The sequence below is a fragment of the Chromobacterium alkanivorans genome (assembly GCF_016937655.1).
Classification (GTDB): Bacteria; Pseudomonadota; Gammaproteobacteria; order Burkholderiales; family Chromobacteriaceae; genus Chromobacterium; species Chromobacterium alkanivorans.
The window spans coordinates 287,808-308,352 of the sequence record NZ_JAFHKL010000006.1 but is presented as its reverse complement, the minus strand read 5'-3'; the positions used below and the strand labels follow the sequence as shown (position 1 = coordinate 308,352).

The 20,545-nt window shown below is 67.0% G+C and carries 23 protein-coding genes; 9 read left to right on the top strand and 14 right to left on the bottom strand.

Going from position 1 to position 20,545, the window contains the following annotated elements:
* Nucleotides 1-11 precede the first annotated feature (11 nt).
* The 3 genes from JW897_RS13150 to gspG are packed head-to-tail and all read right to left on the bottom strand — an operon-like array spanning nt 12 to nt 2,059.
* A complete protein-coding gene (locus JW897_RS13150) occupies nt 12-1,193 on the bottom strand; it encodes a type II secretion system F family protein (protein ID WP_205466412.1) in 1,182 nt (393 codons plus the stop codon).
* A gap of 1 nt (nt 1,194) precedes the next feature.
* On the bottom strand, nt 1,195-1,662 hold the full coding sequence (locus tag JW897_RS13145) for a transglycosylase SLT domain-containing protein (RefSeq protein WP_259043393.1): 468 nt from the start codon (nt 1,660-1,662) through the stop codon (nt 1,195-1,197).
* Nucleotides 1,640-2,059 (bottom strand): type II secretion system major pseudopilin GspG, encoded by a 420-nt coding sequence (gene gspG / locus JW897_RS13140; RefSeq protein WP_231589306.1) that lies wholly within the window; start codon nt 2,057-2,059, stop codon nt 1,640-1,642. Before gspG ends, JW897_RS13145 begins: the two co-directional genes overlap by 23 nt.
* A gap of 319 nt (nt 2,060-2,378) precedes the next feature.
* Here gspG and JW897_RS13135 point away from each other — a divergent pair, with 319 nt between their 5' ends.
* The 3 genes from JW897_RS13135 (at nt 2,379) to JW897_RS13125 (ending at nt 4,188) form a co-directional block, all read left to right on the top strand.
* On the top strand, nt 2,379-3,032 hold the full coding sequence (locus JW897_RS13135; protein ID WP_205466410.1) for a cytochrome b: 654 nt from the start codon (nt 2,379-2,381) through the stop codon (nt 3,030-3,032).
* A 101-nt stretch (nt 3,033-3,133) separates the two neighbouring features.
* On the top strand, nt 3,134-3,646 hold the full coding sequence (gene sodC, locus JW897_RS13130; protein ID WP_048415063.1) for a superoxide dismutase family protein: 513 nt from the start codon (nt 3,134-3,136) through the stop codon (nt 3,644-3,646).
* Nucleotides 3,647-3,735: 89 nt separating this feature from the next.
* Nucleotides 3,736-4,188, top strand: a complete 453-nt coding sequence (locus JW897_RS13125; protein WP_048415064.1) for a DUF4442 domain-containing protein — start codon at nt 3,736-3,738, stop codon at nt 4,186-4,188.
* A gap of 11 nt (nt 4,189-4,199) precedes the next feature.
* On the opposite strand, the gene JW897_RS13120 is transcribed toward JW897_RS13125, so the two are convergent.
* The 3 genes from JW897_RS13120 to JW897_RS13110 all read right to left on the bottom strand — a co-directional run bounded on the left by JW897_RS13120 (nt 4,200) and on the right by JW897_RS13110 (nt 5,889).
* Nucleotides 4,200-4,628, bottom strand: coding sequence for a hypothetical protein (locus tag JW897_RS13120; protein ID WP_048415065.1), 429 nt, complete (start codon nt 4,626-4,628; stop codon nt 4,200-4,202).
* Entirely contained in the window at nt 4,625-5,563 is a 939-nt protein-coding gene (locus JW897_RS13115) for a Nudix family hydrolase (protein WP_205466408.1), read from the bottom strand. Before JW897_RS13115 ends, JW897_RS13120 begins: the two co-directional genes overlap by 4 nt.
* 122 nt (nt 5,564-5,685) lie before the next feature.
* Complete coding sequence (locus JW897_RS13110; RefSeq protein WP_048415067.1) at nt 5,686-5,889, bottom strand: hypothetical protein; 204 nt, start codon at nt 5,887-5,889, stop codon at nt 5,686-5,688.
* A 495-nt stretch (nt 5,890-6,384) separates the two neighbouring features.
* On the opposite strand from JW897_RS13110, the gene JW897_RS13105 reads away from it, so the two are divergent.
* Complete coding sequence (locus JW897_RS13105; RefSeq protein WP_048415068.1) at nt 6,385-8,094, top strand: potassium/proton antiporter; 1,710 nt, start codon at nt 6,385-6,387, stop codon at nt 8,092-8,094.
* Here the strand turns inward: JW897_RS13105 and JW897_RS13100 are convergent.
* Both JW897_RS13100 and cysK read right to left on the bottom strand, forming a co-directional pair.
* Entirely contained in the window at nt 8,086-8,958 is an 873-nt protein-coding gene (locus JW897_RS13100; protein ID WP_048415069.1) for an ATP-binding protein, read from the bottom strand. The two genes, JW897_RS13105 and JW897_RS13100, sit on opposite strands and share 9 nt — an antisense overlap.
* A 91-nt stretch (nt 8,959-9,049) precedes the next feature.
* The gene (cysK, locus tag JW897_RS13095) at nt 9,050-9,985 is read right to left on the bottom strand and encodes a cysteine synthase A (protein ID WP_205466406.1); all 936 of its coding nucleotides are present in this window, start codon (nt 9,983-9,985) and stop codon (nt 9,050-9,052) included.
* Between the two features lie 191 nt (nt 9,986-10,176).
* Here cysK and JW897_RS13090 point away from each other — a divergent pair, with 191 nt between their 5' ends.
* The gene (locus JW897_RS13090) at nt 10,177-11,052 is read left to right on the top strand and encodes an ion transporter (protein WP_048415071.1); all 876 of its coding nucleotides are present in this window, start codon (nt 10,177-10,179) and stop codon (nt 11,050-11,052) included.
* On the opposite strand, the gene JW897_RS13085 is transcribed toward JW897_RS13090, so the two are convergent.
* The 4 genes from JW897_RS13085 to JW897_RS13070 form a co-directional block, all read right to left on the bottom strand.
* Entirely contained in the window at nt 11,045-11,569 is a 525-nt protein-coding gene (locus tag JW897_RS13085; protein ID WP_048415072.1) for an O-acetyl-ADP-ribose deacetylase, read from the bottom strand. The two genes, JW897_RS13090 and JW897_RS13085, sit on opposite strands and share 8 nt — an antisense overlap.
* 95 nt (nt 11,570-11,664) lie before the next feature.
* Nucleotides 11,665-13,029, bottom strand: a complete 1,365-nt coding sequence (locus JW897_RS13080; protein ID WP_275899869.1) for a branched-chain amino acid transporter BcaP — start codon at nt 13,027-13,029, stop codon at nt 11,665-11,667.
* Nucleotides 13,030-13,374: 345 nt separating this feature from the next.
* On the bottom strand, nt 13,375-13,836 hold the full coding sequence (locus tag JW897_RS13075) for a DUF4136 domain-containing protein (RefSeq protein WP_205466405.1): 462 nt from the start codon (nt 13,834-13,836) through the stop codon (nt 13,375-13,377).
* Nucleotides 13,837-13,840: 4 nt separating this feature from the next.
* Nucleotides 13,841-14,731, bottom strand: a complete 891-nt coding sequence (locus JW897_RS13070) for a LysR family transcriptional regulator (protein ID WP_048415075.1) — start codon at nt 14,729-14,731, stop codon at nt 13,841-13,843.
* A 185-nt stretch (nt 14,732-14,916) separates the two neighbouring features.
* On the opposite strand from JW897_RS13070, the gene aceB reads away from it, so the two are divergent.
* The 4 genes from aceB to JW897_RS13050 all read left to right on the top strand — a co-directional run bounded on the left by aceB (nt 14,917) and on the right by JW897_RS13050 (nt 19,400).
* A complete protein-coding gene (gene aceB, locus JW897_RS13065) occupies nt 14,917-16,512 on the top strand; it encodes a malate synthase A (protein ID WP_205466403.1) in 1,596 nt (531 codons plus the stop codon).
* Nucleotides 16,513-16,743: 231 nt separating this feature from the next.
* A complete protein-coding gene (locus tag JW897_RS13060) occupies nt 16,744-17,937 on the top strand; it encodes a GGDEF domain-containing protein (RefSeq protein WP_205466401.1) in 1,194 nt (397 codons plus the stop codon).
* A gap of 63 nt (nt 17,938-18,000) precedes the next feature.
* The gene (locus JW897_RS13055; protein ID WP_205466399.1) at nt 18,001-18,690 is read left to right on the top strand and encodes an SIMPL domain-containing protein; all 690 of its coding nucleotides are present in this window, start codon (nt 18,001-18,003) and stop codon (nt 18,688-18,690) included.
* A 98-nt stretch (nt 18,691-18,788) separates the two neighbouring features.
* Complete coding sequence (locus JW897_RS13050) at nt 18,789-19,400, top strand: glutathione S-transferase (protein ID WP_205466397.1); 612 nt, start codon at nt 18,789-18,791, stop codon at nt 19,398-19,400.
* An 81-nt stretch (nt 19,401-19,481) separates the two neighbouring features.
* On the opposite strand, the gene JW897_RS13045 is transcribed toward JW897_RS13050, so the two are convergent.
* Nucleotides 19,482-19,817: a YnfA family protein gene (locus JW897_RS13045; protein WP_205466395.1), complete on the bottom strand. Its 336-nt coding sequence runs from the start codon at nt 19,815-19,817 to the stop codon at nt 19,482-19,484.
* Between the two features lie 22 nt (nt 19,818-19,839).
* Nucleotides 19,840-20,526, bottom strand: a complete 687-nt coding sequence (locus JW897_RS13040; protein ID WP_048415079.1) for a DUF1345 domain-containing protein — start codon at nt 20,524-20,526, stop codon at nt 19,840-19,842.
* Nucleotides 20,527-20,545: the final 19 nt, after the last annotated feature.

Sequence of the window (20,545 nt, the reverse complement as noted above, 5' to 3'; positions counted from 1 at the left end):
CATACCCCTCCTCACCCCATGCCGCCGGCCAATTCGAAAATCGGCATATACAGCAGGACGACGATCAGACCGACCAGGCCGCCCACCGCCAACATCAGAATCGGTTCGAACACTTTGCTGAACACCTCGATCGCCTGGTCCAGCGCGCCGTCGTGAAACTGGGCGATGCGCTCGCACATGCCGCCCAGGTCGCCGCTCTGCTCGCCGACGCGCAATAAGCGCTCCGCCACCGCCGTGGTCAGCGCGTGACGCGCCAGGGTGTCCGCCACCGGCCGGCCGGCGCGCAACTCCTCCAAGGCGCGGCCCAGACGCTGGCCATACGCGGCCGGCAGCAGCCGCCCGGACAGCACGAAGGCCTGCAAGGCCGGCGTGCCGCCGGCGATCAGCAAGCCGGCTGTGCGGTAAAACCGCGCCAGCACGAACAGGCGCGCGACGTCGCGCAAGCGGGGCAGCGTCCACAGCAGGCTCAGCAGCGCGCGCTGGATCCGCGGCGCGCGCAGCAGCAGGCACAGCGCCGCCAGGCCGGCGGCCAGTCCCGCGCCCAGCAAGCCGCCGTGGGCCTGCACCAGCCGCGCCCACCACAGCATGGCGGCGGCGCTGGCCGGCATCTCGCGCAGCGATTCGAACACCACGGCGAAACGGGGAATCACGAAGAACAACATGAACAGCAGGATGCCGAAACCGACGGCGAGCACCAGCGCCGGATAGACCAGCGCGCCGCTCACCCGCTTGCGGATGGCGACGATGCGCAGTTCGTAGTGCTGATAGCGCTTCAGCGCTTCCGGCAGTTGGCCGCTGCCCTCGGACGCGGCCACGGTGGCCGCCAGCAGCGCCGGAAACACCTCCGGCTGCTCTTCCATCGCCCGCGACAGCGGCTGGCCCTGGTACAGCGCCTGCAACAGCCGCTCCAGCACGCCCTGCAAGGCTTTGTCGCCGCGGCCGGCCTTGTCGCGCAGCGCTTCCAGCGCTTCGATCAGCGCCAGCCCGGCCTCCAGCAGCGCCGACAGCTCCTGCAGCAGCAGGCCCAGCGCCGCGCCCTTGAGCGCGCGCTCGGCGCCGGCTTCGCGCCTCGCCTCCAGCACCAGGCCGTCGTCGGCGCTCAGTTGGGCCAGCGCGGCGGCTTCGCTGTCCGCCCGCAGCAAGCGCGTCCGCACCTCCCCCTGCCGCAATACGCGGATCCGGTAGGCCGCCACCTCAGCGCCGCGCCTCGCGTTCCGCGCGCAATTGCAGATACTGCCGCCACACCTTGTCCACGTAACGCTTGCGCGCGCCTTCGCGCGCAGCCGCGCCGCCGGCGTTGTAAGCCCCCACCGCGCGCCAGGTGTAGCCGTAGCGCGCGATGAAGTCCGCCAGGATGGACGCGCCCACCTGAACGCTCAGGCAGGGCTCGTCCAGCAGCCGCTGGCGGCTGATGCCGCGCAGGGCCAGCGCCGGCAGATGGAGGCTGTTGATCTGCATCAGGCCGATGTCGTGGCTGCCGTCCTTGTTGTAGTTGACGGCGCGCGGGTTCAGCGACGACTCCACTTTGGCGATGGAATACAGCAGCAGCGGGTCCACCCGGTGGCGCGCGCCGGCTTCGCGCCAGCAATTGGCCGCCTGCGCGCCGTCGGCCAGCAAGGCGCAGGCGGCCAGCAGCCCCTTACAGCGCATGGACCAGTTCACCGTCGCCTCCCGCCCGTCCGGCTTCGCCCAGCGAAACGATCTCGGCCTCGGCCTCGCCGCCGGGCACCCGCCATTGATACGGCCGTCCCCAGGCGTCCATCGGCACATCCTTGGCCAGGTAGGGGCCGTGCCAGCCTGCCACGCCCGCCGGCGCCTTCACCAATGCCTCCAGGCCTTGCTCCGCGCTGGGATAGCCGCCGACGTCCAGCCGGTATTGCGCCAAGGCGTCGCCCAGCGTCTTCATCTGCGCCTGGGTGGCTTTGACCTTGGCCTTGTCCACCTGGGAAAACAGCTTGGGTCCGACGTAGCCGGCCAACAGGGCGATGATCAGCAGCACCACCAGTAATTCCAGCAGCGTGAAGCCGCCTTGTCCGGCGGCTCGTCGTCGAGCGCTCATCGTCGTCATAAGAATCGCTTGTCCAAAGTCAGGCCGCGCCCGGCGGCGTGGGATTAGAAGAGAGGAAGCGGGCCCGCGCCGCCCGTGACGACGGCGGCCCACTCCTTGCCAACGCATGCTCACATGGGGCTTTCGCGGTTCTCAATCTTTCTGAAAGGAATCTAAAGTCGGGCGGACGCGCCGGGACCGGCCGGCCGGAGCAAGCCATTGAGGATGGTTTCAGAATCATGGCGCCGGCAGCTGCGCCGGCGTTTGAATAGCGTTTTTTTAATCGCGCGCCGCCGCCGGCCCCGCCCGGCGCCGCGTCCCGGAGAAACGCATGTCCCCTTCCGCCCCTGCCGCCGCCAACGCTGGCTATCCGCGCCTGCAAATCTTGTTTCACTGGCTTAGCGTGCTGTTGAAGGCCGTCCTGGCGCTGGCCGGCGGGCTGCGCCACCAGTTGGTCAGCCACGCCGCCGTCGACATGCGCAGCGTGATGATCGTCCACATCGGCTGCGGCATGGCCCTGCTGTTCCTGACCCTGCTGCGCGCCGCCACCCGGCTGGCCGGCCCGGCGCTGCCGCCGCTGGCCGGCAGCAGCCGCGCGCAACGCGCTTGCGCCCACGCCGCCCATCTGGCGATCTACGGCTTGATTCTGGGGTCCTGCCTGCTGGGCTGGCTCATCGTCAACGCCAAGGGCATGGCGATCCCGATGCCGCTGCTGGGCTTCGATTTTCCGCGCCTGGTCGCCGCCGATCCGGCCCTGGTGATCGCGGCGGTGCGGCTGCACGACTGGCTGGGCTGGATCTGCTACGGACTGCTCGCCGTCCACATCGCCGCCGCCGTCTGGCACCATGTCGCGCTGAAGGACGACACGCTGCGACGGATGAGCTGGCGACGGCCGGAGACGGCCGCGGCCGGCTGCCATCGCTGCTCGCCGGCCACCGAGGCGCAAAACGAGAACCTGGCGCCCGCCGACCGGCTGGCCTCCTGAGCCGCGCCCGCCCCACCCGAACAGCCAGGCTCCGGCCTGGAACCGGGATGGCACAATCGGGGTCTTCACCCTACCCCCGCCCTTATTCGGAGAATCCGCCCATGTTGCGCCCCCTATCCGCCCTGCTGTGCTGTCTGCCCGCTCTGGCCCTGGCCCAAAGCGTGGAACTGTCCTTCGTCGACGCCAAGGGCAACGCCGGCCCGGCCGGCAGCGTCCAGATTGAAGACACGCCCTACGGCGCGCTGCTGACGCCCAATCTTGAAAAACTGCCGCCGGGCCTGCACGGCTTCCACGTGCACGAGAAAGCCTCCTGCGCGCCGTCCGTCGGCGCCAACGGCGCGGTCACCCCGGCCGGCGCCGCAGGCGGCCACTGGGACCCGGACAAGACCGGCGCGCACGCCGGCCCTTACGGCCAAGGCCACAAGGGCGACCTGCCGGCGCTGTACGTGGGCGCCGACGGCAAGGCGAGCTATCCGGTGCTGGCGCCGCGGCTGAAAGCGGCGGACTTCGCCGGCCACGCGCTGATGGTGCACGCCGGCGGCGACAATCACAGCGATCACCCGCAGCCGCTGGGCGGCGGCGGCGCGCGCGTGGCCTGCGGCGTGGTCAAATAAGCCCGTCCTCGACAAGGAAAAACCGGCGCGATTGACAAGGCCGGTTTTTTTATTGACGATGACAGAATTCAAACGACCGTTTCAATACGATGAAACCACCCTCCTGGCTGTTCAGAGTCTTGCTCAATCTGTGGCCCCCCTTCCTGGGCGCCGGCATCCGCGTCCAGCGGCTGGCCGACGATTTCAGCGATATCGAAGTGCGGCTGAAGCTGGGCTTCAGCAATCGCAACTACGTCGGCACCCATTTCGGCGGCAGCCTGTACGCGATGACCGATCCCTTCTTCATGCTGATGCTGATGCACCAGTTGGGGCGGGACTACTATGTGTGGGACAAGAGCGGCAGCATCGACTACGTCAAGCCGGGCCGCGGCACGGTGCGCGCGCATTTCCGGCTGGAGCCCGCCGTGCTGGAGGAGATTCGGCTGCGCACCGCCGCCGGAGACAAATACCTGCCGCAATTGCAGGTGGACATCGTCGATCAGCAGAACGAGCTGGTGGCGAGGGTGTTCAAGACGCTGTACATCAAACGCAAGAAGAAATGAGGCGCCGCGCTTCAGCGCGTGGAAAACGGCAGCAGATAGCGCTTGCCGTCCAGGCTCAGCGTGGCCAGCCAGTCGCGGCTGCCGCTGACGCACAACGGCAGGGTGACCACCGCCTTCCAGTCCGCGCCGTCGCGCACGAAGGTGTAGCGGTTGAAGCCCATGTCCATGTCGGCCATATTGAACTCCACCTGCGGCGCTTCCCGGGCCGCGACGCCTTGCAAGCGAATCTCGAACGGCTTGCCGTGTTGCGGCGGCGACGCGAAACGCCAGACGCCGCCGCCGGGCAGAGCACAGGACGGCTGGCCGGCCGCGCAGGCCAGCGGCGTCGGCTTGGCCGGCTGCCGCTCGCCGTACCAGCGATAGATCAGGCCGAACTTGAGGCCGCCCAGCAGCAGCAAGGCGCCGCCCAGCGCCAGCCATTTGCGCTGTTTGGCGTTCATCGCCAGGCCCCCCGCATCAAGGCGACGCCGTGCGCGCCGTGACGACGGGCCGCGTCCAAATCGTCCAGACTCATGCCGCCCAGCGCGTAGACCGGCGCCGGCGCGCCGTCCGCCAGGCAGCGCCGGAAACCGTCCCAGCCCAAGGGCGCCACGCCGGGATGGCTGGCGGTGGCGGCCACATGGCCGAGCAAAGCGTAATCCAGACCCAACTCCCCTATCCGCGCCACTTGCGCCGCATCGTGCGCCGACGCGCCCACCCAGGCGAAATCCGGCCGCCGCGCGATGGCCTCCAGCCGCGCGGCGTTCAGGTGCACGCCGTCCACCGGCCATTCCGCCGCCCAGGCCGGATCGGCGTTGACCAGCAGCTTGCCGCCGCGGCAGTGAATAATGGCAGCCGCCTTGGCGACGAAATCGGCGAGCTCGACCCGCGTCATCTGCGGCTCGCGGATCTGCACCATCCCCCAGGCCGGCCCCTGCTCCAGCCGCCGCAATTGGGCGTCGACGCCGATCTCGTGCGCGCAGCTGATAGCATAGGCCGCCGGCAGCTCCAGCGATTTGAGAATGGGGCCGTTGGCCGGCAGCATGGGCTGCACCGTGCAAGCGCCCGGCGTCTGCCAGGCGAAGCGCTGGCCCTCCCGCGGCTGCGGCTCGCCGCGCCAGGACCAGACCCGGAAGAAGCGCAGCCGCACCGAAGCGTGCTCATAATGGTGGACTTTGCTCAGCCACGGCGTCGCGGCCTCCATCTCTATGCCCATTTCCTCGTAGAGCTCGCGCGCCAGCGCCTGCTCGCCGCTTTCGCCCGGCTCCACCTTGCCGCCAGGAAACTCCCAGTAACCGGCGTAGGGCTTGCCCTCCGGCCGGCTGCCCAGCATGAAACTGCCGTCCGGCCGCATCAGCGCGCCGGCCACTACCTCGATGATCTTGCTGTCGCTCATTGCTTGGTCTTGCCCGGTGAATATCGTTCCGGCTCTCGACGGCCGGCAGCGCATTCTACCGCAAGCGCTCCTCAGCAAAGCAATAAGGGCGCCACGGCGCCCTTGATGGATTCAAGCCCGTCTCAACCCGGACGGCCCGGCTTGGTGCAGCCCGCGTCCTTGTAAGGCTGGGAGCTGAACTGCAGCCAGCCCGGTCCCAGGGAGAATTGCGAGCAGGCGAGCTTGCCGTCTATCTTGCTCTGCCACAGATACCAGGGCGCGGGCGCGGCCAGGGTCATCAGGGGGAAGGACAAGGCCGCCAGGGCCAGAATGATTTTGCGAGTCATCGTGAATACCTCGGGACACAGTGAAGAAGAGCATGGCCGATGCGAGGCCTGGCCAGGCGCTGAAAATGCCAAACAAATATACAATACAATTCTAATTGCATAAAGCGCGACTTGCCGTAGGCATCAAGTCGCCCGACACGACGTTTTTTGCAAAAAATGCGCCCAGCAGGCCGATCCGCGCCGGCTAATCGGTAACAAAGTGTTACCATTAGCCCTGTAAGGCAGCGAATTCAACGCATTTGTCCCCATTGTCATGAACCCTCCGCCTCGAGAGCCTGTTCTCGGGCTCGCGCGCCAGGAACGAGACAAGGCGGGAACGACTGAGAAAACGGCATGCTCAAGCGGCGCTCGAGCGTTTCGAGGTCGTGCTCGCCGCGCAACGTTCAAGCCAGCGCGGCGGTCGGTTTCATCTCGCCCCGGCAAGTCCCCCGATTCGCAGCATCCGCCCCTCGCATCATCGATGCGGCCCTCGCCACCGCCAGAAGGAGATTTTTCTTGGACACCCTGAATTCACTGATCCTGGCCGGTTCGCTGGTGTTTCTCGCCAGCCTGGTGGTGTCCTCCATCGCCTCCCGCTTCGGCGCGCCGCTGCTCTTGGTCTTCCTGGCGCTGGGCATGCTGGCCGGCGAGGACGGCCCCGGCAAGATCGTGTTCAGCAATTACCAGCTCAGCTATGTGATCGGCACCATCGCCCTGGTGGTGATCCTGTTCGACGGCGGCCTGCGCACGCGCCAGGACAGCTTCCGCATCAGCCTGAAGCCGGCCGGGGTGCTGGCCACGCTGGGCGTGCTGATCACCACCGGCGTGACCGGCCTGTTCGCCGCCTGGGTGCTGAACCTCAGCTGGCTGGAGGGCTTGCTGATCGGCGCCATCGTCGGCTCCACCGACGCCGCCGCGGTGTTCGCCCTCCTGTCCGGCCGCGGCCTGGAAATCAACCGCCGCGTCGGCAGCGCGCTGGAGATAGAATCCGGCAGCAACGATCCGATGGCGGTGTTCCTGACCTCGGCGCTGATCGGCGTGCTGGGCCAGCAAGGCCAAGACGCCGGCGTCGCCGCCATGCTGTGGCTGTTCGTCAAGCAGATGGGCCTGGGCGCGCTGGCCGGCTGGGCCGGCGGCAAGGCCATGGTCTGGCTGTTCCAGCGGCTGGGTCCGCGCGGCGCGATGCTGGCGCTGTTCAGCCTGGGCACCGCCGGGGCGCTGTTCAGCCTGACCACGGCGGCCGGCGGCAGCGGCTTCCTCGCCATCTATCTGGCCGGCATCGTGGTGGGCAACGCCCGGGTGGCGGACCTGCCCAATCTGTTGAACATCCACGACGGCTACGCCTGGCTGGCCCAGGTGACCATGTTCCTGGTGCTGGGCCTGCTGGTGACGCCGTCCAATCTGCTGCCGGTGGCGCCCTACGCGCTGGCGATCTCCATCGTGCTGATGCTGGTGGCGCGGCCGCTGGCGGTGTGGCTGTGCATGCTGCCCTTCCCGGTGCCCAAGGCGGAAAAGCTGTTCATGAGCTGGGTGGGCCTGCGCGGCGCGGTGCCGGTGATTCTGGCCATTTTCCCGCTGATGGCGGGGCTGCCCAACAGCCAGCTGTTCTTCAACGTGGCCTTCTTCGTGGTGATGATGTCGCTGCTGTTCCAGGGCTGGACCATCGCGCCGCTGGCGGAGAAATTGAAGCTGAAGCTGCCGGCGCGGCCGGACGTAGAACACCGGGTGCCGGTGGTCAGCGGCCAGGAAGCCCGCTACGAGGCCGCCTCCTGCCTGGTGCGCGCCGACAGCCCGGCCGAGGGCCAGCTGGCCGGCGAGCTGGCCTTGCCCGGCGGTGTGAGGCTGGCCGCGCTGTACCGCGACGAACAAGCGCTGGAGCCGGCGGCCGGCCAGACGCTGCGCGCCGGCGACTGGGCCTGCCTGATCGGCCCCGGCCCGGCGCTGGAGACCGCCGGCGAGGCCTTCCACCCGCCCGGCGACGATCCTTACTACGGCTATTTCACCGTGTCCGGGCTGGCGCGTCTGGCCGACCTGGCCGACAGCTACGGCCTGACGCTGAGCGAGCGCGACCGCGCCGACAGCATCGCCGACTACTGCAAACGCGCCTGCGGCTATCCGCTGGTGGCCGGCGACGTGCTGCGGCTGGACCGTCTGGAGATGGTGATCCGCGCCGCCGCCGACGGCCAGGTCAAGAGCGTGGGCCTGCGCTATCTGACATCACAATAAGGCCTTGCGCTCCTTGGCGCTGCGTCCGGCCCAGTCGCAGGCGAACTGCCAGGCGACGCGGCCGGAGCGGCTGCCGCGCAGATGGCTCCAGTGCAGCGCGGCCTTTTCCGCCTCGGCGTCCAGCTTCAGGCCGAAATGCGCCAGCCACTCGGTCGCCGCCGCCAGATAGGCGTCCTGATCGAACGGGTAAAACGACAGCCACAGGCCGAAACGGTCCGACAAGGACACCTTCTCCTCTATCGCCTCGCCCGGGTGGATCTCGCCGTCCTGCACCCAGCCCTCGCGGTTTTCGCTCATTTTTTCCGGCATCAGATGACGGCGGTTGGATGTCGCGTACACCAGCACATTGTCGACGCGGCGCGCCAGGCCGCCGTCCAGCGCGGTCTTCAACGCCTTGTAGGCGTCGTCGCCCTGCTCGAAGGACAGGTCGTCGCAGAACAGGATGAAACGCTCCTTGCGCCCGGCCACCAGCTCGACGATGCGGTTCAAGTCGCCCAGCTGCGCCTTGTCCACTTCGATCAGGCGCAGGCCCTTGGCGGCGAACTCCGGCAGCAGCGCCTTGACCAGCGAGGACTTGCCGGTGCCGCGCGCGCCGGTGAGCAGCACATTGTTGGCCGGCCGGCCCTTGACGAACTGGCGGGTATTGCGCAGCAGTTGCGCGCGCTGGGCGTCGATATGGGTCAGGCGCTCCAGCTCCGGCGCGTGCGGTTCCGCCACCGCCTCCAGCCAGCCGGCCATGCCCTGGCGCTGCCAGCGGAATGCCAGCGCGCTCCAGTCCGGCTCCGGCCGCGCCGGCGGCAGCAAGGGCTCCAGACGCGCCAGCATGGCTTCGGCCCGGGCCAGGAAGGCTTGCAACTGCTCCATGATTCCCCCTCAGATGCGAAACGACAAAAACAAACAGCCTGGCAGAAAGCCGCCAGGCTGTCGATGTCCGCGGCCGCGGCCGCGACCGAACTCAGTCCGCCAGATGCTGGAACAGCGGCGTGGACAGATAGCGCTCGCCGAAGGAGGGAATCACCACCACGATCAGTTTGCCGGCGTTTTCCGGACGCTTGGCCAGTTCCAGCGCCGCCCACACCGCCGCGCCGGAGGAAATGCCCACCAGCAGGCCTTCGCGCGCCGCCACCGCGCGCGCGGTTTCCATCGCGTCCTCGTTCTTCACGCGGATGATTTCATCGTAAATGCCGGTGTTGAGGATGGCCGGCACAAAGCCGGCGCCTATGCCCTGGATCGGGTGCGGGCCCTTGGGGCCGCCGGACAGCACCGGCGACGCGTCCGGCTCCACCGCCACGATCTGCACGCCGGGCTTGCGCGCCTTCAGCACCTCGCCCACGCCGGTGATGGTGCCGCCGGTGCCCACGCCGGCGACGAAGATGTCGACCTGGCCGTCGGTGTCGCTCCACACTTCTTCGGCGGTGCTGCGGCGGTGGATGGCCGGGTTGGCCGGATTTTCAAACTGCTGCGGCATGAAGTGGCTGTCCGGATTCTGCTCCACCAGCTCGCGCGCCTTGGCGATGGCGCCGCCCATGCCGTCCGGCCCCGGGGTCAGGATCAGCTCGGCGCCGTAGGCGCGCAGCAGCTGGCGGCGTTCGCGGCTCATGGTTTCCGGCATGGTGATCACCAGCTTGTAGCCGCGCGCGGCGCAGACCATGGCCAGGCCGATGCCGGTATTGCCGGAGGTGGGCTCCACGATGGTGGTGTCCGGGCCGATCTTGCCGGCCTGTTCGGCGGCGTCGATCATCGCCACTGCGATGCGGTCCTTGACGCTGTGCGCCGGGTTGAAGAACTCCAGCTTGGCCGCCACGGTGGCGCCGCAGCCGTCGGTCACCCGATTCAGCCGCACCAGCGGGGTGTTGCCGATCAAATCCGTCACTGCATTGGCAATTCGCATCTTTATTCTCCACAGACAGTTTTGAAGAAAACCATATTACCCAGCATCATAAACAAGCCAAGCGACGATCCAAAATATTGTTTGCTTATAATCGTCAAACTTGGCAGTCTCAGCCGGCCCCGCGCGCGCCGCGGCCCGGCGGCTACACTGAAACGACACACACCACCCGCAGACCGAGGTCCACTTCCCGCATGCCTACACAGGAAACCCTGATCCCCCTCACCGGCTGGCGCCGCAAGCTTTACATCATCATTTACGAGGCAGACACCCGGCCGGGCCGCATCTTCGACCTGGCGCTGATCGTCGCCATCCTGCTGTCGGTGCTGACAGTGATTCTGGAGAGCGTGCAGAGCATACAGGCCGCCTGGGGCGCCCAGCTCAAGATTCTAGACTGGTGTTTCACCATTCTGTTCACCATCGAGTACGCATTGCGGCTGATTTGCATCCACAAGCCTATGCGTTACGTGAAGAGCTTCTTCGGCGTCATCGACCTGCTGGCGGTGCTGCCGATGTATTTGGGGCTGTTCATCCCGGAGAGCCGCTTCCTGGCCGATATCCGCATCCTGCGCCTGCTGCGCATGTTCCGCATCCTCAAGCTGACCCGCTACATCGGCGAGGCCAGCGAACTGAAACGGGCGATGCTGGCCAGCCGCCGCAAGATCACGGTCTTCCTGGTCACCGTGGTTCTGCTGGTGGTGATCCTGGGCACGCTGATGTTCGTGATCGAAGGCCCGGAACACGGCTACACCAGCATTCCGGTCAGCATTTACTGGGCTATCGTCACCCTGACCACGGTGGGCTTCGGCGACATCACGCCCAAAACGCCGCTGGGCCAGGCGCTGGCCAGCGTGGTGATGATCACCGGTTACGGCATCATCGCGGTGCCCACCGGCATCGTCACCGCCGAAATCGCGCGCGGCAGCGGCGCCAAACCCAAGACCGTGGAAGCGGTGTCCGGCACCCGGCTGTGCCCGCACTGCTTCACCGAGGGCCACGACTGGGACGCGCGCTTCTGCAAACACTGCGGCGGCCAGTTGCCGCGGCCATCCAAGGGCGAGGTCAGCTAGCGCCGGCCAGCAACTGCCGGTAGCGGCCGGCCATCGCCTCGTCGAAGGCCACCAAGAGCACGCGCCGCAGCGGATGCGACTCCTGCGCCAGCCAAGCGCGCACGGTATCCACCGCGATGACGGCGGCCTGCTCCGGCGGATAACCGTAAACGCCGCAGCTGATCGCCGGAAAGGCGATGCTGGCCAGGCCGTGCCGCGCCGCCAGTTCCAGGCTGTTGCGGTAGCAGGCGGCCAGCAGTTCCGCCTCGCCGTGGGCGCCGCCCTGCCACACCGGCCCCACGGTGTGGATCACATGCCGCGCCGGCAGCCGGTAGCCGGCGGTCAGCTTGGCTTCGCCGACGCGGCAGCCGTGCAAGCCCCGGCATTCCTCCAGCAGCTCCGGCCCGGCCGCGCGGTGGATGGCGCCGTCCACGCCGCCGCCGCCCAGCAGGCTGGTGTTGGCGGCGTTGACGATGGCGTCCAGCGCCAGCGTGGTGATGTCGCCCTGCCAGGCCGTCAATTCGATCCGCTCTTCCATGCGTCCCCCTCCTTCCTTGATGCCGCCATTATCCGCCCGCGGCCGGCGGCGGGCGCAAAAAAAGCCGGCTGAAGCCGGCTTTTTCATCCTCCGCCTCAGGCGGGGTTGTTCAACAGCGAATTGCGCCGCGAATAACCAAAGTACACCACCAGGCCTATCAACAGCCAGACCATGAAGCACACCCAGGTCAGCAGCGACAGCTGGGTCATCAGGAAGCCGCAGCACAGAATGGCCAGCGTCGGGATGTAGGGCACGCCCGGGCAAACGAATTTGCGCGGCAGATTGGGCTCGCGCTTGCGCAGCACGATCACCGACAGCGCGATCAAGGTGAAGGCGGCCAGGGTGCCAATGTTCACCAGCTCCGCCAGCGTGTGCAGCGGCACGAAGCCGGCCAGCAGCGCGATGATGGTGCCGATCAGCCAGGTGGCCTTGTACGGGGTGCCGTACTTGGGATTCACATCGGAGAAGATCTTGGGCAGCAGGCCGTCGCGCGACATCGCGAACAGGATGCGGGTCTGGCCGTAAGTCATCACCAGAATCACCGTCATCATGCCGAGGATGGCGCCCAGGTCGACGAAGCCGGCGAACCAGTCCAGCTTGGCCACTTGCAAGGCCAGCGACACCGGATGGTCTACGCCTGCGAACTGCATATAAGGCACGATGCCGGTCATGATCGCCGCCACCACCACGTAGAGCAGCGAACACACGCCCAGCGACCAGATCACCCCGCGCGGGATGTCCTTGGCCGGGTTCTTCACTTCCTCGGCGGCGCAGGTCACCGCGTCGAAGCCGATGAAGCTGAAGAACACGATGGCGGCGCCGTGGAACACGCCGGAGAAGCCGAAGGGCAGCGCCGGCTGCCAGTTCACCGGCTTGACGTGCCACACGCCGATGCCGATGAACAGCAGCACCACGCCCACCTTGATCAGCACCACCACATTGTTGACGCGCTTGGATTCCTTGATGCCGAAGGCCAGCAAGGCGGTGATCACCATCGCCACGCAGAAGGCCGGCAGGTTGAACAGCGTATGCTTGCCCGGCAGCGAGCCGGCGGCGGCGGTCAGGTATTCGGGCAGGGTCACGCCGAAGCCGGACAGCAGGCTCTGGAAATAGCCGGACCAGCCCACCGACACCGCCGACGAGGCCAGCAGGTATTCCAGCAGCAGGTCCCAGCCTATGATCCAGGCTATCATCTCGCCCAAAGTCGCGTAGGCGTAGGTGTAAGTGGAGCCGGACACCGGCAGCATGGAGGCGAATTCGGCGTAGCACAGCGCGGCGAAGCCGCAGGCGAAGGCGCTGATCACGAAGGACAGCACCAGGCCGGGGCCGGCCACGGTGGCGCCGGTGCCGGTCAGCACGAAGATGCCGGTGCCGATGATGGCGCCGATGCCGAGCATGGTAAGGTCGAAAGCAGAAAGCTCCTTGCGAAGCCCACGCGAGGTTTGAGCGGTAGCCAGCATTCCCTGGACGCTCTTTTTGCGCATCAAACTCATTTGTTTCACTGTCCCGTAACGGCCGTCCGGTACAACGACAAAGCGCCCGCTGTCCCGGCGGGCGCTTCATACTCGGATGGGGCCTGTATGATCTGTTGTGTCCTATCCCCCGCTGCTCTGTCTGTCGTTGGCTTTAAATAAACGCGATAACAAGGGCTTGCCGTTGTCGAGCGCGGTGCTTAAGCCGCCGATCCACGCAGTTCATGCCGGGGAAGAATGCGATAGTACCGCAGGGCCGGCCGCCGGCAATGCGGGAAACCCCATATAGCCCGCGGCCATCAAACCCTGCGCGTCATCATAGCGCAAAACAAATCATGGCAATGGCATTAAATCTATCAATTTGCGCGCGGCGTTCTCCAATTGCTGACGGCCGTTGTCGCCGTCGCCCAATTCCTGCTGGCCCTGCCACAGCACAGCGCCGTCGGCGCTGTTGACCACCTCCAGCGCCAGCGTGCGCACGGTGCGCACCTGGTAGTCCGGCGACCAATACATGCCGCCGCCGTAGCGCCAATCGCGCCAGCCGCCGGCGTACCAGCCGTCCGCCGGCCAATACACCTGGCGCTGCTGGCTTTGCTTGAAGCACAACTTCCATTGCGGGCGCGCCTCGTCCACCGCCGCGCCTTTCAAGGCCAGCCGGTCCAGCAGCCATTCGCGCATGTCCACGCCGGCGCCGGCCGACGGCAGGCAGCTCAGGCCCACCGTGCCCGCGCCGGCCCAGGCCGGGGCGGCCGCCAGCGCCGCCAGCAGCGCCGCCATCGCTGTTTTCATCTTCATCGCCTCAATTCCAATATGCCGCCTCAGCATACACTGACCGCAGATAGTCGACGAAGTGCCGCACCCGCGCCGGCAACAGCCGCCGCTGCGGCACCACCGCGCACACCGGATAGTCCGGCGCGGAGAACTCGTCCAGCACCGTCACCAGCCGGCCGTCGGACAAATCGTCCTTCACCTCCCACAGCGAACGCCAGGCCAGGCCCAGGCCCTGCAGCGCCCAGTCGTGCAGCACCGCGCCGTCGTTGCACTCCAGCCGGCCGCCCACGCGCAGGTTCACCGCCTCGCCGTCGCGGCGGAACGCCCAGCCGCGGCTTTGGCTCTCGCCCAGCGACAGGCAGTTGTGCTCGGCCAGGTCCTCCAGCCGGCGCGGCAGGCCGTGGCGTGCCAGATAGGCCGGCGCCGCCACCACCACGCGGCGGTTTTCCGCCAGCCGGATCGCCACCAGCGAGGAATCGGCCAGATCGGAAATGCGGATCGCGCAGTCGATGCGGTCACGCTGCAAGTCCACCAGCCGGTCCGACAGGTCCAGCGTTACCTTGACGTCGGGGTGGCGCTGCTGAAAGCCGGCGATGTGCGGCGCCACGTGCTTGCGGCCGAAACCGGCCGGCGCCGACACCCGCAGATGGCCGCGCGCGCGGCCGCTGCCGGAGGCCACTGCCGCCTCCGCGTCCTCCAGATCGGCGAGGATGCGCTGACAGTCCTCGAAAAAAGCCGCTCCCTCCTGGGTCAGCGCCAGGCTGCGCGTGCTGCGGGTCAGGAGCTTGACGCCCAGCCTCTCCTCCAGCGCGTCGATGCGCCGGCCTATTATGGCCGGCACCACCCCCTCCTGGCGCGCGGCGGCCGACAAGCTGCCCTGCGACACCACGGCGACAAAGGTCTCCAATTGTTTCAACATCCGGGCCGCCCCACGATTAGCTAACAAAAAGTAAAAGATGATATGTCTATATATGCATTTTTTTTTACGCTTTGCCTAGATAGACTAGCCAGGTCCCGTTTCACTGTCCCAGGTGCGGACGCGGACGCCGCCTGTCCCGGCGCGCCCGCTCGCCGCCCCGTCCAACGATGCAAAGGAGTCCCAGCATGGCAGCCTCGCTTCCCCAGGGGATGGAAATCCTCGCTACGCTCACCCCGGCCTACGCCGACATCCTCAGCCACGACGCGCTGGCCTTCGTCGCCAAGCTGCATCGCCGCTTCGAGCCGCGCCGCCGCGAACTGATGGCCGCCCGCGCCGCGCGCCAGGCCGAGCTGGACGCGGGCAAGCTGCCGGACTTCCTGCCAGACACCGCCGCCGTCCGCGCCGGCGACTGGACAATCGCGCCGCTGCCGGACGATTTGCTCGACCGCCGCGTGGAAATCACCGGCCCGGTGGACCGCAAGATGATGATCAACGCGCTCAATTCCGGCGCCAAGAGCTTCATGGCGGACTTCGAGGACTCCAACTGTCCGAGCTGGGACAACCAGATCAACGGCCAGATCAATGTCCGCGACGCCTATCGCAAGACCATTTCCTTCGCCAACCCGGACGGCAAGCAATACCGGCTCAACGCCGACACCGCCACCCTGCTGCTGCGCCCGCGCGGCTGGCATCTGATGGAAAAGCACGTCAAGGTGGACGGCGAGATCGTCTCCGGCGCGCTGTTCGACTTCGCCCTGTCCTTCTTCCACAACATCAGCTATCTGCGCAGCGTGGGCAGCGCCACTTATTACTACCTGCCCAAGATGGAAAGCCATCTGGAAGCGCGGCTGTGGAACGAGGTGTTCGTCTTCGCCCAACAGGAACTGTCCATCCCGCAGGGCACGATCAAGGCCACGGTGCTGATCGAGACCATACTCGCCGCCTTCGAAATGGACGAAATCCTGTACGAATTGCGCGAGCACAGCGCCGGCCTCAACGCCGGCCGCTGGGACTACATCTTCAGCTGCATCAAGAAATTTCGCCAGAACCGCGATTTCTGCCTGGCCAACCGCGCCCAGATCACCATGACGGTGCCCTTCATGCGCGCCTACGCGCTGCTGCTGCTGAAAACCTGCCACCGCCGCGCGGCGCCGGCGATAGGCGGCATGGCGGCGCTGATTCCGATCAAGAACGATCCGGCGGCCAATGAGAAGGCGCTGGCCGGCGTCCGGGCGGACAAGGAGCGCGACGCCGCCGACGGCTACGACGGCGGCTGGGTGGCCCACCCCGGCCTGGTACCCATCGCCGCCGAAGCCTTCGGCAAGGTGCTGGGCGACGCGCCGAACCAGATCGCCAAGCTGCGGCCCGACGTCCAGGTCGGCGCCGCCGAACTGCTGGACTTCCGTCCCGACGCGCCCATCACCGAGGCTGGGCTGGCGATGAACATCAATGTGGGCATCCAGTACCTGGGCGCCTGGATTTCCGGCAACGGCTGCGTGCCCATCCACAATCTGATGGAAGACGCCGCCACCGCCGAAATCTCCCGCTCGCAGATCTGGCAATGGATACGCAGCCCCAAGGGCGTGCTGGACGACGGCCGCAAAGTGAGCACCGAACTGTTCCGCCAGCTGCACGCGGCGGAAGTGGCCAAACTCAAGACCGAGTACGGCGCGCGCTGGACCCGCCAGTACGACGACGCGGCCGCGATGTTCGACCTGCTGACCACTTCCGACGATTTCGTCGAGTTCCTGACGCTGCCGGGATACGAATACCTGGCCTGACAGGACAAATGGATCCCGACGGCGAAATTGTCGGGATTTGTCAGCCTGGCTGCGTAGCTTTGCGGATTGAAGCCCATGGACAACGGCCCTATGATGGGCCGCTTGTCATAATTCACCTTGCAAAGCGCCGGCCCCGAGCCTGTTCACGCTCTGGCGAGCGCCCACGAAACCAAGCGCCGCGCCCGCCGCGCGAGGTTTCGCGACGCGCAGCGGACTTTGAACAGACCCCACATGCAAAGCATCCTAGACTTCCAGGCCGCCGTGCTCAGCACCACCGGCTACGGCCTGGCGCTGACCGCCGTCATCACGATGTTCTGGCTGCGCAACCGCGACGAGCGGGCCTTCCTGTACTTCTGCGCGGCCGGCGCCAGCGTCAGCCTGGGCGGCGTGTTCAGCCTGCTGCCCGTCGGCCTGCCGCCGTGGCCGCAACTGGCGTTCAACAATCTGCTGTGGATGCTGTTCCACCCCCTCGCGCTGTGCGGCGTCCGCCATCTGAACGGCAAGAAGCCGCGCGTCTGGCAAAGCCTGCTGCTGGTGGCCGCCGGCATGGCCGCCTATCTGCAGGCCGGCCCGGCCGATATGGGGCGGCGCACCATCGCGGTCTGCCTGGTCTATCTAATCGCCTGGCTGCTGGCCGCGCGCGAACTGTGGCCCGGCCGCACCCGCATCGCCGGCGCCGGCTGCAAGATGGCGCTGGCGGTTTGCCTGCTGTACGCCTTGCTGTCGCTGACGCGCCTCGTCCACGCCGGCTGGGCCGGCGAGGTCTACGACGCCGACGCGATGCGCTTCTCCATGCTCGCTTCGCTGGGCATGCACTGGCTCAGCTTCGGCTTCATCTTGTGCGCGCTGTACATCTGCTACGAGCGCGCGCTGGAGCGGACCCAACACCAGGCCAGCCACGACGGCCTGACCAATCTGCTCAACCAACGCCGCTTCCGCGAACTGGCCGAGGCCGCCTGCCGCCGCGCCTGGCGCGAGCGCGAGCCGCTGGCGCTGCTGCTCCTGGACGTCGATCACTTCAAGAGCATCAACGACCGCCACGGCCACCAGTTCGGCGACCTGGTATTGCAACAACTGGCCGCCTGCCTGCGCGCCGAAGCGCGCGGCGACGACATCGTCGGCCGCTACGGCGGCGAGGAATTCGTGATGCTGCTGCCGCGCGCCGGCCTGCGGGACGCGCACGCGGCCGCGCAACGCATCATGCGCGCGGTGGACGCGTTGCGGCCGCAGCCGGCCGCCGCCGCCCCGCCCTTGCGCATCAGCGTCAGCATCGGCGTGGCCAGCACCAGCCAGCAGCCCTACGACGACCTGTCCAGCCTGTTCCGGGCGGCGGACAGCCAGCTCTACCGGGCCAAGCGCAACGGCCGCAACCGGATCGAACTGGCCGAAGGGCAGTATGCCGTCGGAAACTTTTCTCGGGCATGATGGGCCTACACACTGCGAATCGGACTTTTCCGATCAAGACAACAATGTCATGGGAATCGACACATGAACAAACCAACTCTCTTGCTTGCCAGCCTCGGAACCCTGTTCGCCGTCAGCGCCGCCCCGGCGCTGGCCGACAGCACCCAACTCAATCTGTCCGCCAGCGCCCAGCGCGAAGTGCCCAACGACCAGATCAGCGCCACCTTCTACCAGCAGCTGAGCAACGCCCAGCCGGCGGTGCTGGCCGACCGGCTGAACAAGGCCGCCGCCCAGGGCATCGCTCTAGGCCGCGCCTATCCCAAAGTGCAGCTGTCCAGCGGCGGCTACAACACCTGGCCCAATTACGACAAGAACGGCAAGATCCAGAGCTGGCAAGGCCGGGTGGAAATCCAGCTGAAAAGCCGCGATTTCGCCCAGGCCGCCGAACTGATGGCCAAACTGCAACAAAACCTGCTGCTGCAAGGACTGCAGTTCAGCGTGTCCGACCAGGCGCGCAAGGAGGCCGAGCAGACCATGCTGCCGGAAGCCATCGCCAACCTGGAGTCCCAGGCCAAGATCGCCGCCAAGGCCATTGGAAAAAATGTCAGCAATATCAAGGAACTGGACATCGGCAGCCAATCACCCATCTTCCGTCCGCCGATGATGATGAAGGCCGCCGGCATGGCCGCCAACGCGGAAGTGGCGCAACCGGACCTGCAGCCCGGACAATCGCAACTGCAACTGCAAGTCAGCGGCAAGGTGGAGTTGAAGTAAGCCTTCCAGCCGCCACGGCATTGCGCTAAAGTAGTCGCTCGCCGGGCCTTGCCGTCCGGCGAGCACTTCGCCTGCCAATATCCAGAACGACCCGAAACATGAAACTGATCGCCTCGTTGACCAGCCCCTACGCCCGCAAGGTGCGCATCGTGCTGGCCGAAAAGAAAATTGACTGCCCGCTGGAGGAAGACGTGCCGTGGAACGCGGACACCCGCGTCGGCGACTACAATCCTCTGGGCAAGGTGCCGGTTCTGGAACTGGATGACGGCTCGACGCTGTACGACTCGCGCGTCATCGCCGAATATCTGGACAATATCTCGCCGGTGTCGCGCATTCTGCCGCAGGAAAACCGCCTGCTGATCGCCACCCGGCGCTGGGAAGCGCTGGCCGACGGCATCGTCGACGCAGCGGTGGCCATCGTGCTGGAAAAGCGCCGCCCGGACGACAAGCAGATGCCGGAAGCGATCGCGCGCCAACGCGGCAAGATAGATCGCGGCCTGGCCGCGCTCGCCGCCGACCTGGCCGACCGCCAGTGGTGCAACGGCGTGAGCTACAGCCTGGCCGACATCGCCGTCGGCGCCTGCCTGGGCTATCTGGACTTCCGCTTCCCGGAGATAGACTGGCGCGACAGCCACCCCAATCTGGCCAGCCTGCTGGAGCGGCTGATGACGCGGCCCTCCTTCGCCGACACCCTGCCGCCGGTCGCTTGAATCGCGCCGCCGCCAAGAAAAACCGGGCCTGAGCCCGGTTTTTTCATGCCTGCGCCCGCACAACGGATCGTGAACGGGCACTCAAGCCGGCCGCGGCGCCAGCATGATGATGGCCATCCCGCACAAGGCCACCGCCGCGCCGGCGATGTCCCAGCCGCTGGGCCGCACGCCGTCCACCAGCCACAGCCACAACAGCGCCACCGCCACGTAAACGCCGCCGTAAGCGGCGTAAACCCGGCCCGCGGCCGCCGGATGCAGGGTCAGCAGCCAGACGAACAGCATCAGCGACAGCCCGGCCGGCAACAGCAACCACCACGGCCCCACCTTGCGCAGCCACAGCCAGGGCAGATAACAACCGACGATTTCCGCGACCGCGGTCAGGCCGAACAAGAGCAATAATTTCAACACGTTCAACATGGGGTCTCGCTGCGCTCCGGCATCAGATCAGGCCGGCGGCGATATTGATCATCAAGGCCAACACCGTGGCGTTGAAAAAGAAGGACAGCACGCAATGCAGCGTGCCCACCTTGCGCATCGCGCTGGTGGTGTAGCTGACGTCGGCGGTTTGCCCGGAGGTGCCGATGATGCAGGCGAAATAGAGGAAGTCGCCGTAATCCGGCTCCTCCTTGCCGGGAAACTCCAGACCCGGGGCCAGGCCGCGCGCGTGGGCGGCGTAGTAGGCGCGCGCGTAATGCAGCGCGAACATCACATGGATGAAGGCCCAGGAGGAAAAAATGGTCAGGATGGCCAGCGCGACGTGGCCGGCGCGCGGCCAGCCGTGCAAGTCCTTGACCGCCGCCAGTTCCAGCACGATGGCGGCCAGGCTGGCCAGCGCCGCCAGCACCGCCAGCGTCATCACCAGCGTCTGTCCCTCGTCCTCCAGTCTGGCCCAATGACGGATGTGCTGGCGGCCCTCGCTGAACATCATCCAGGCCACCAGCGCCAGATAGAGCGCGGCGCCCACGTTCCAGCCGACGATGTAGCGGGTGATCTCCTGCACCGGCCACAGCCAGGGCAGCGCCTGCACGGCCAGCAGGCCGACGACGGCGGCGATCGCCAGCCGCGGACGGGCCAACAGCATGCGCGCCGGCGCGAACCGGCGGATGGAGCGAAACAGGACGGACATGGCGGCGAGACTCCCCGAC

Excerpts from the sequence above, each read along its gene's own strand:
- JW897_RS13060 (WP_205466401.1), top strand. The coding sequence starts at position 16,744 with ATGCAAAGCATCCTAGACTTCCAGGCCGCCGTGCTCAGCACCACCGGC.
- aceB (WP_205466403.1), top strand. The coding sequence starts at position 14,917 with ATGGCAGCCTCGCTTCCCCAGGGGATGGAAATCCTCGCTACGCTCACC.
- JW897_RS13120 (WP_048415065.1), bottom strand. The coding sequence starts at position 4,628 with ATGAACGCCAAACAGCGCAAATGGCTGGCGCTGGGCGGCGCCTTGCTG.
- JW897_RS13080 (WP_275899869.1), bottom strand. The coding sequence starts at position 13,029 with ATGCTGGCTACCGCTCAAACCTCGCGTGGGCTTCGCAAGGAGCTTTCT.
- JW897_RS13110 (WP_048415067.1), bottom strand. The coding sequence starts at position 5,889 with ATGACTCGCAAAATCATTCTGGCCCTGGCGGCCTTGTCCTTCCCCCTG.
- sodC (WP_048415063.1), top strand. The coding sequence starts at position 3,134 with ATGTTGCGCCCCCTATCCGCCCTGCTGTGCTGTCTGCCCGCTCTGGCC.
- JW897_RS13115 (WP_205466408.1), bottom strand. The coding sequence starts at position 5,563 with ATGAGCGACAGCAAGATCATCGAGGTAGTGGCCGGCGCGCTGATGCGG.
- JW897_RS13085 (WP_048415072.1), bottom strand. The coding sequence starts at position 11,569 with ATGGAAGAGCGGATCGAATTGACGGCCTGGCAGGGCGACATCACCACG.
- JW897_RS13075 (WP_205466405.1), bottom strand. The coding sequence starts at position 13,836 with ATGAAGATGAAAACAGCGATGGCGGCGCTGCTGGCGGCGCTGGCGGCC.
- JW897_RS13045 (WP_205466395.1), bottom strand. The coding sequence starts at position 19,817 with ATGTTGAACGTGTTGAAATTATTGCTCTTGTTCGGCCTGACCGCGGTC.
- JW897_RS13040 (WP_048415079.1), bottom strand. The coding sequence starts at position 20,526 with ATGTCCGTCCTGTTTCGCTCCATCCGCCGGTTCGCGCCGGCGCGCATG.
- JW897_RS13070 (WP_048415075.1), bottom strand. The coding sequence starts at position 14,731 with ATGTTGAAACAATTGGAGACCTTTGTCGCCGTGGTGTCGCAGGGCAGC.
- JW897_RS13090 (WP_048415071.1), top strand. The coding sequence starts at position 10,177 with ATGCCTACACAGGAAACCCTGATCCCCCTCACCGGCTGGCGCCGCAAG.
- JW897_RS13125 (WP_048415064.1), top strand. The coding sequence starts at position 3,736 with ATGAAACCACCCTCCTGGCTGTTCAGAGTCTTGCTCAATCTGTGGCCC.
- JW897_RS13135 (WP_205466410.1), top strand. The coding sequence starts at position 2,379 with ATGTCCCCTTCCGCCCCTGCCGCCGCCAACGCTGGCTATCCGCGCCTG.
- gspG (WP_231589306.1), bottom strand. The coding sequence starts at position 2,059 with ATGAGCGCTCGACGACGAGCCGCCGGACAAGGCGGCTTCACGCTGCTG.
- JW897_RS13055 (WP_205466399.1), top strand. The coding sequence starts at position 18,001 with ATGAACAAACCAACTCTCTTGCTTGCCAGCCTCGGAACCCTGTTCGCC.
- JW897_RS13100 (WP_048415069.1), bottom strand. The coding sequence starts at position 8,958 with ATGGAGCAGTTGCAAGCCTTCCTGGCCCGGGCCGAAGCCATGCTGGCG.
- cysK (WP_205466406.1), bottom strand. The coding sequence starts at position 9,985 with ATGCGAATTGCCAATGCAGTGACGGATTTGATCGGCAACACCCCGCTG.
- JW897_RS13050 (WP_205466397.1), top strand. The coding sequence starts at position 18,789 with ATGAAACTGATCGCCTCGTTGACCAGCCCCTACGCCCGCAAGGTGCGC.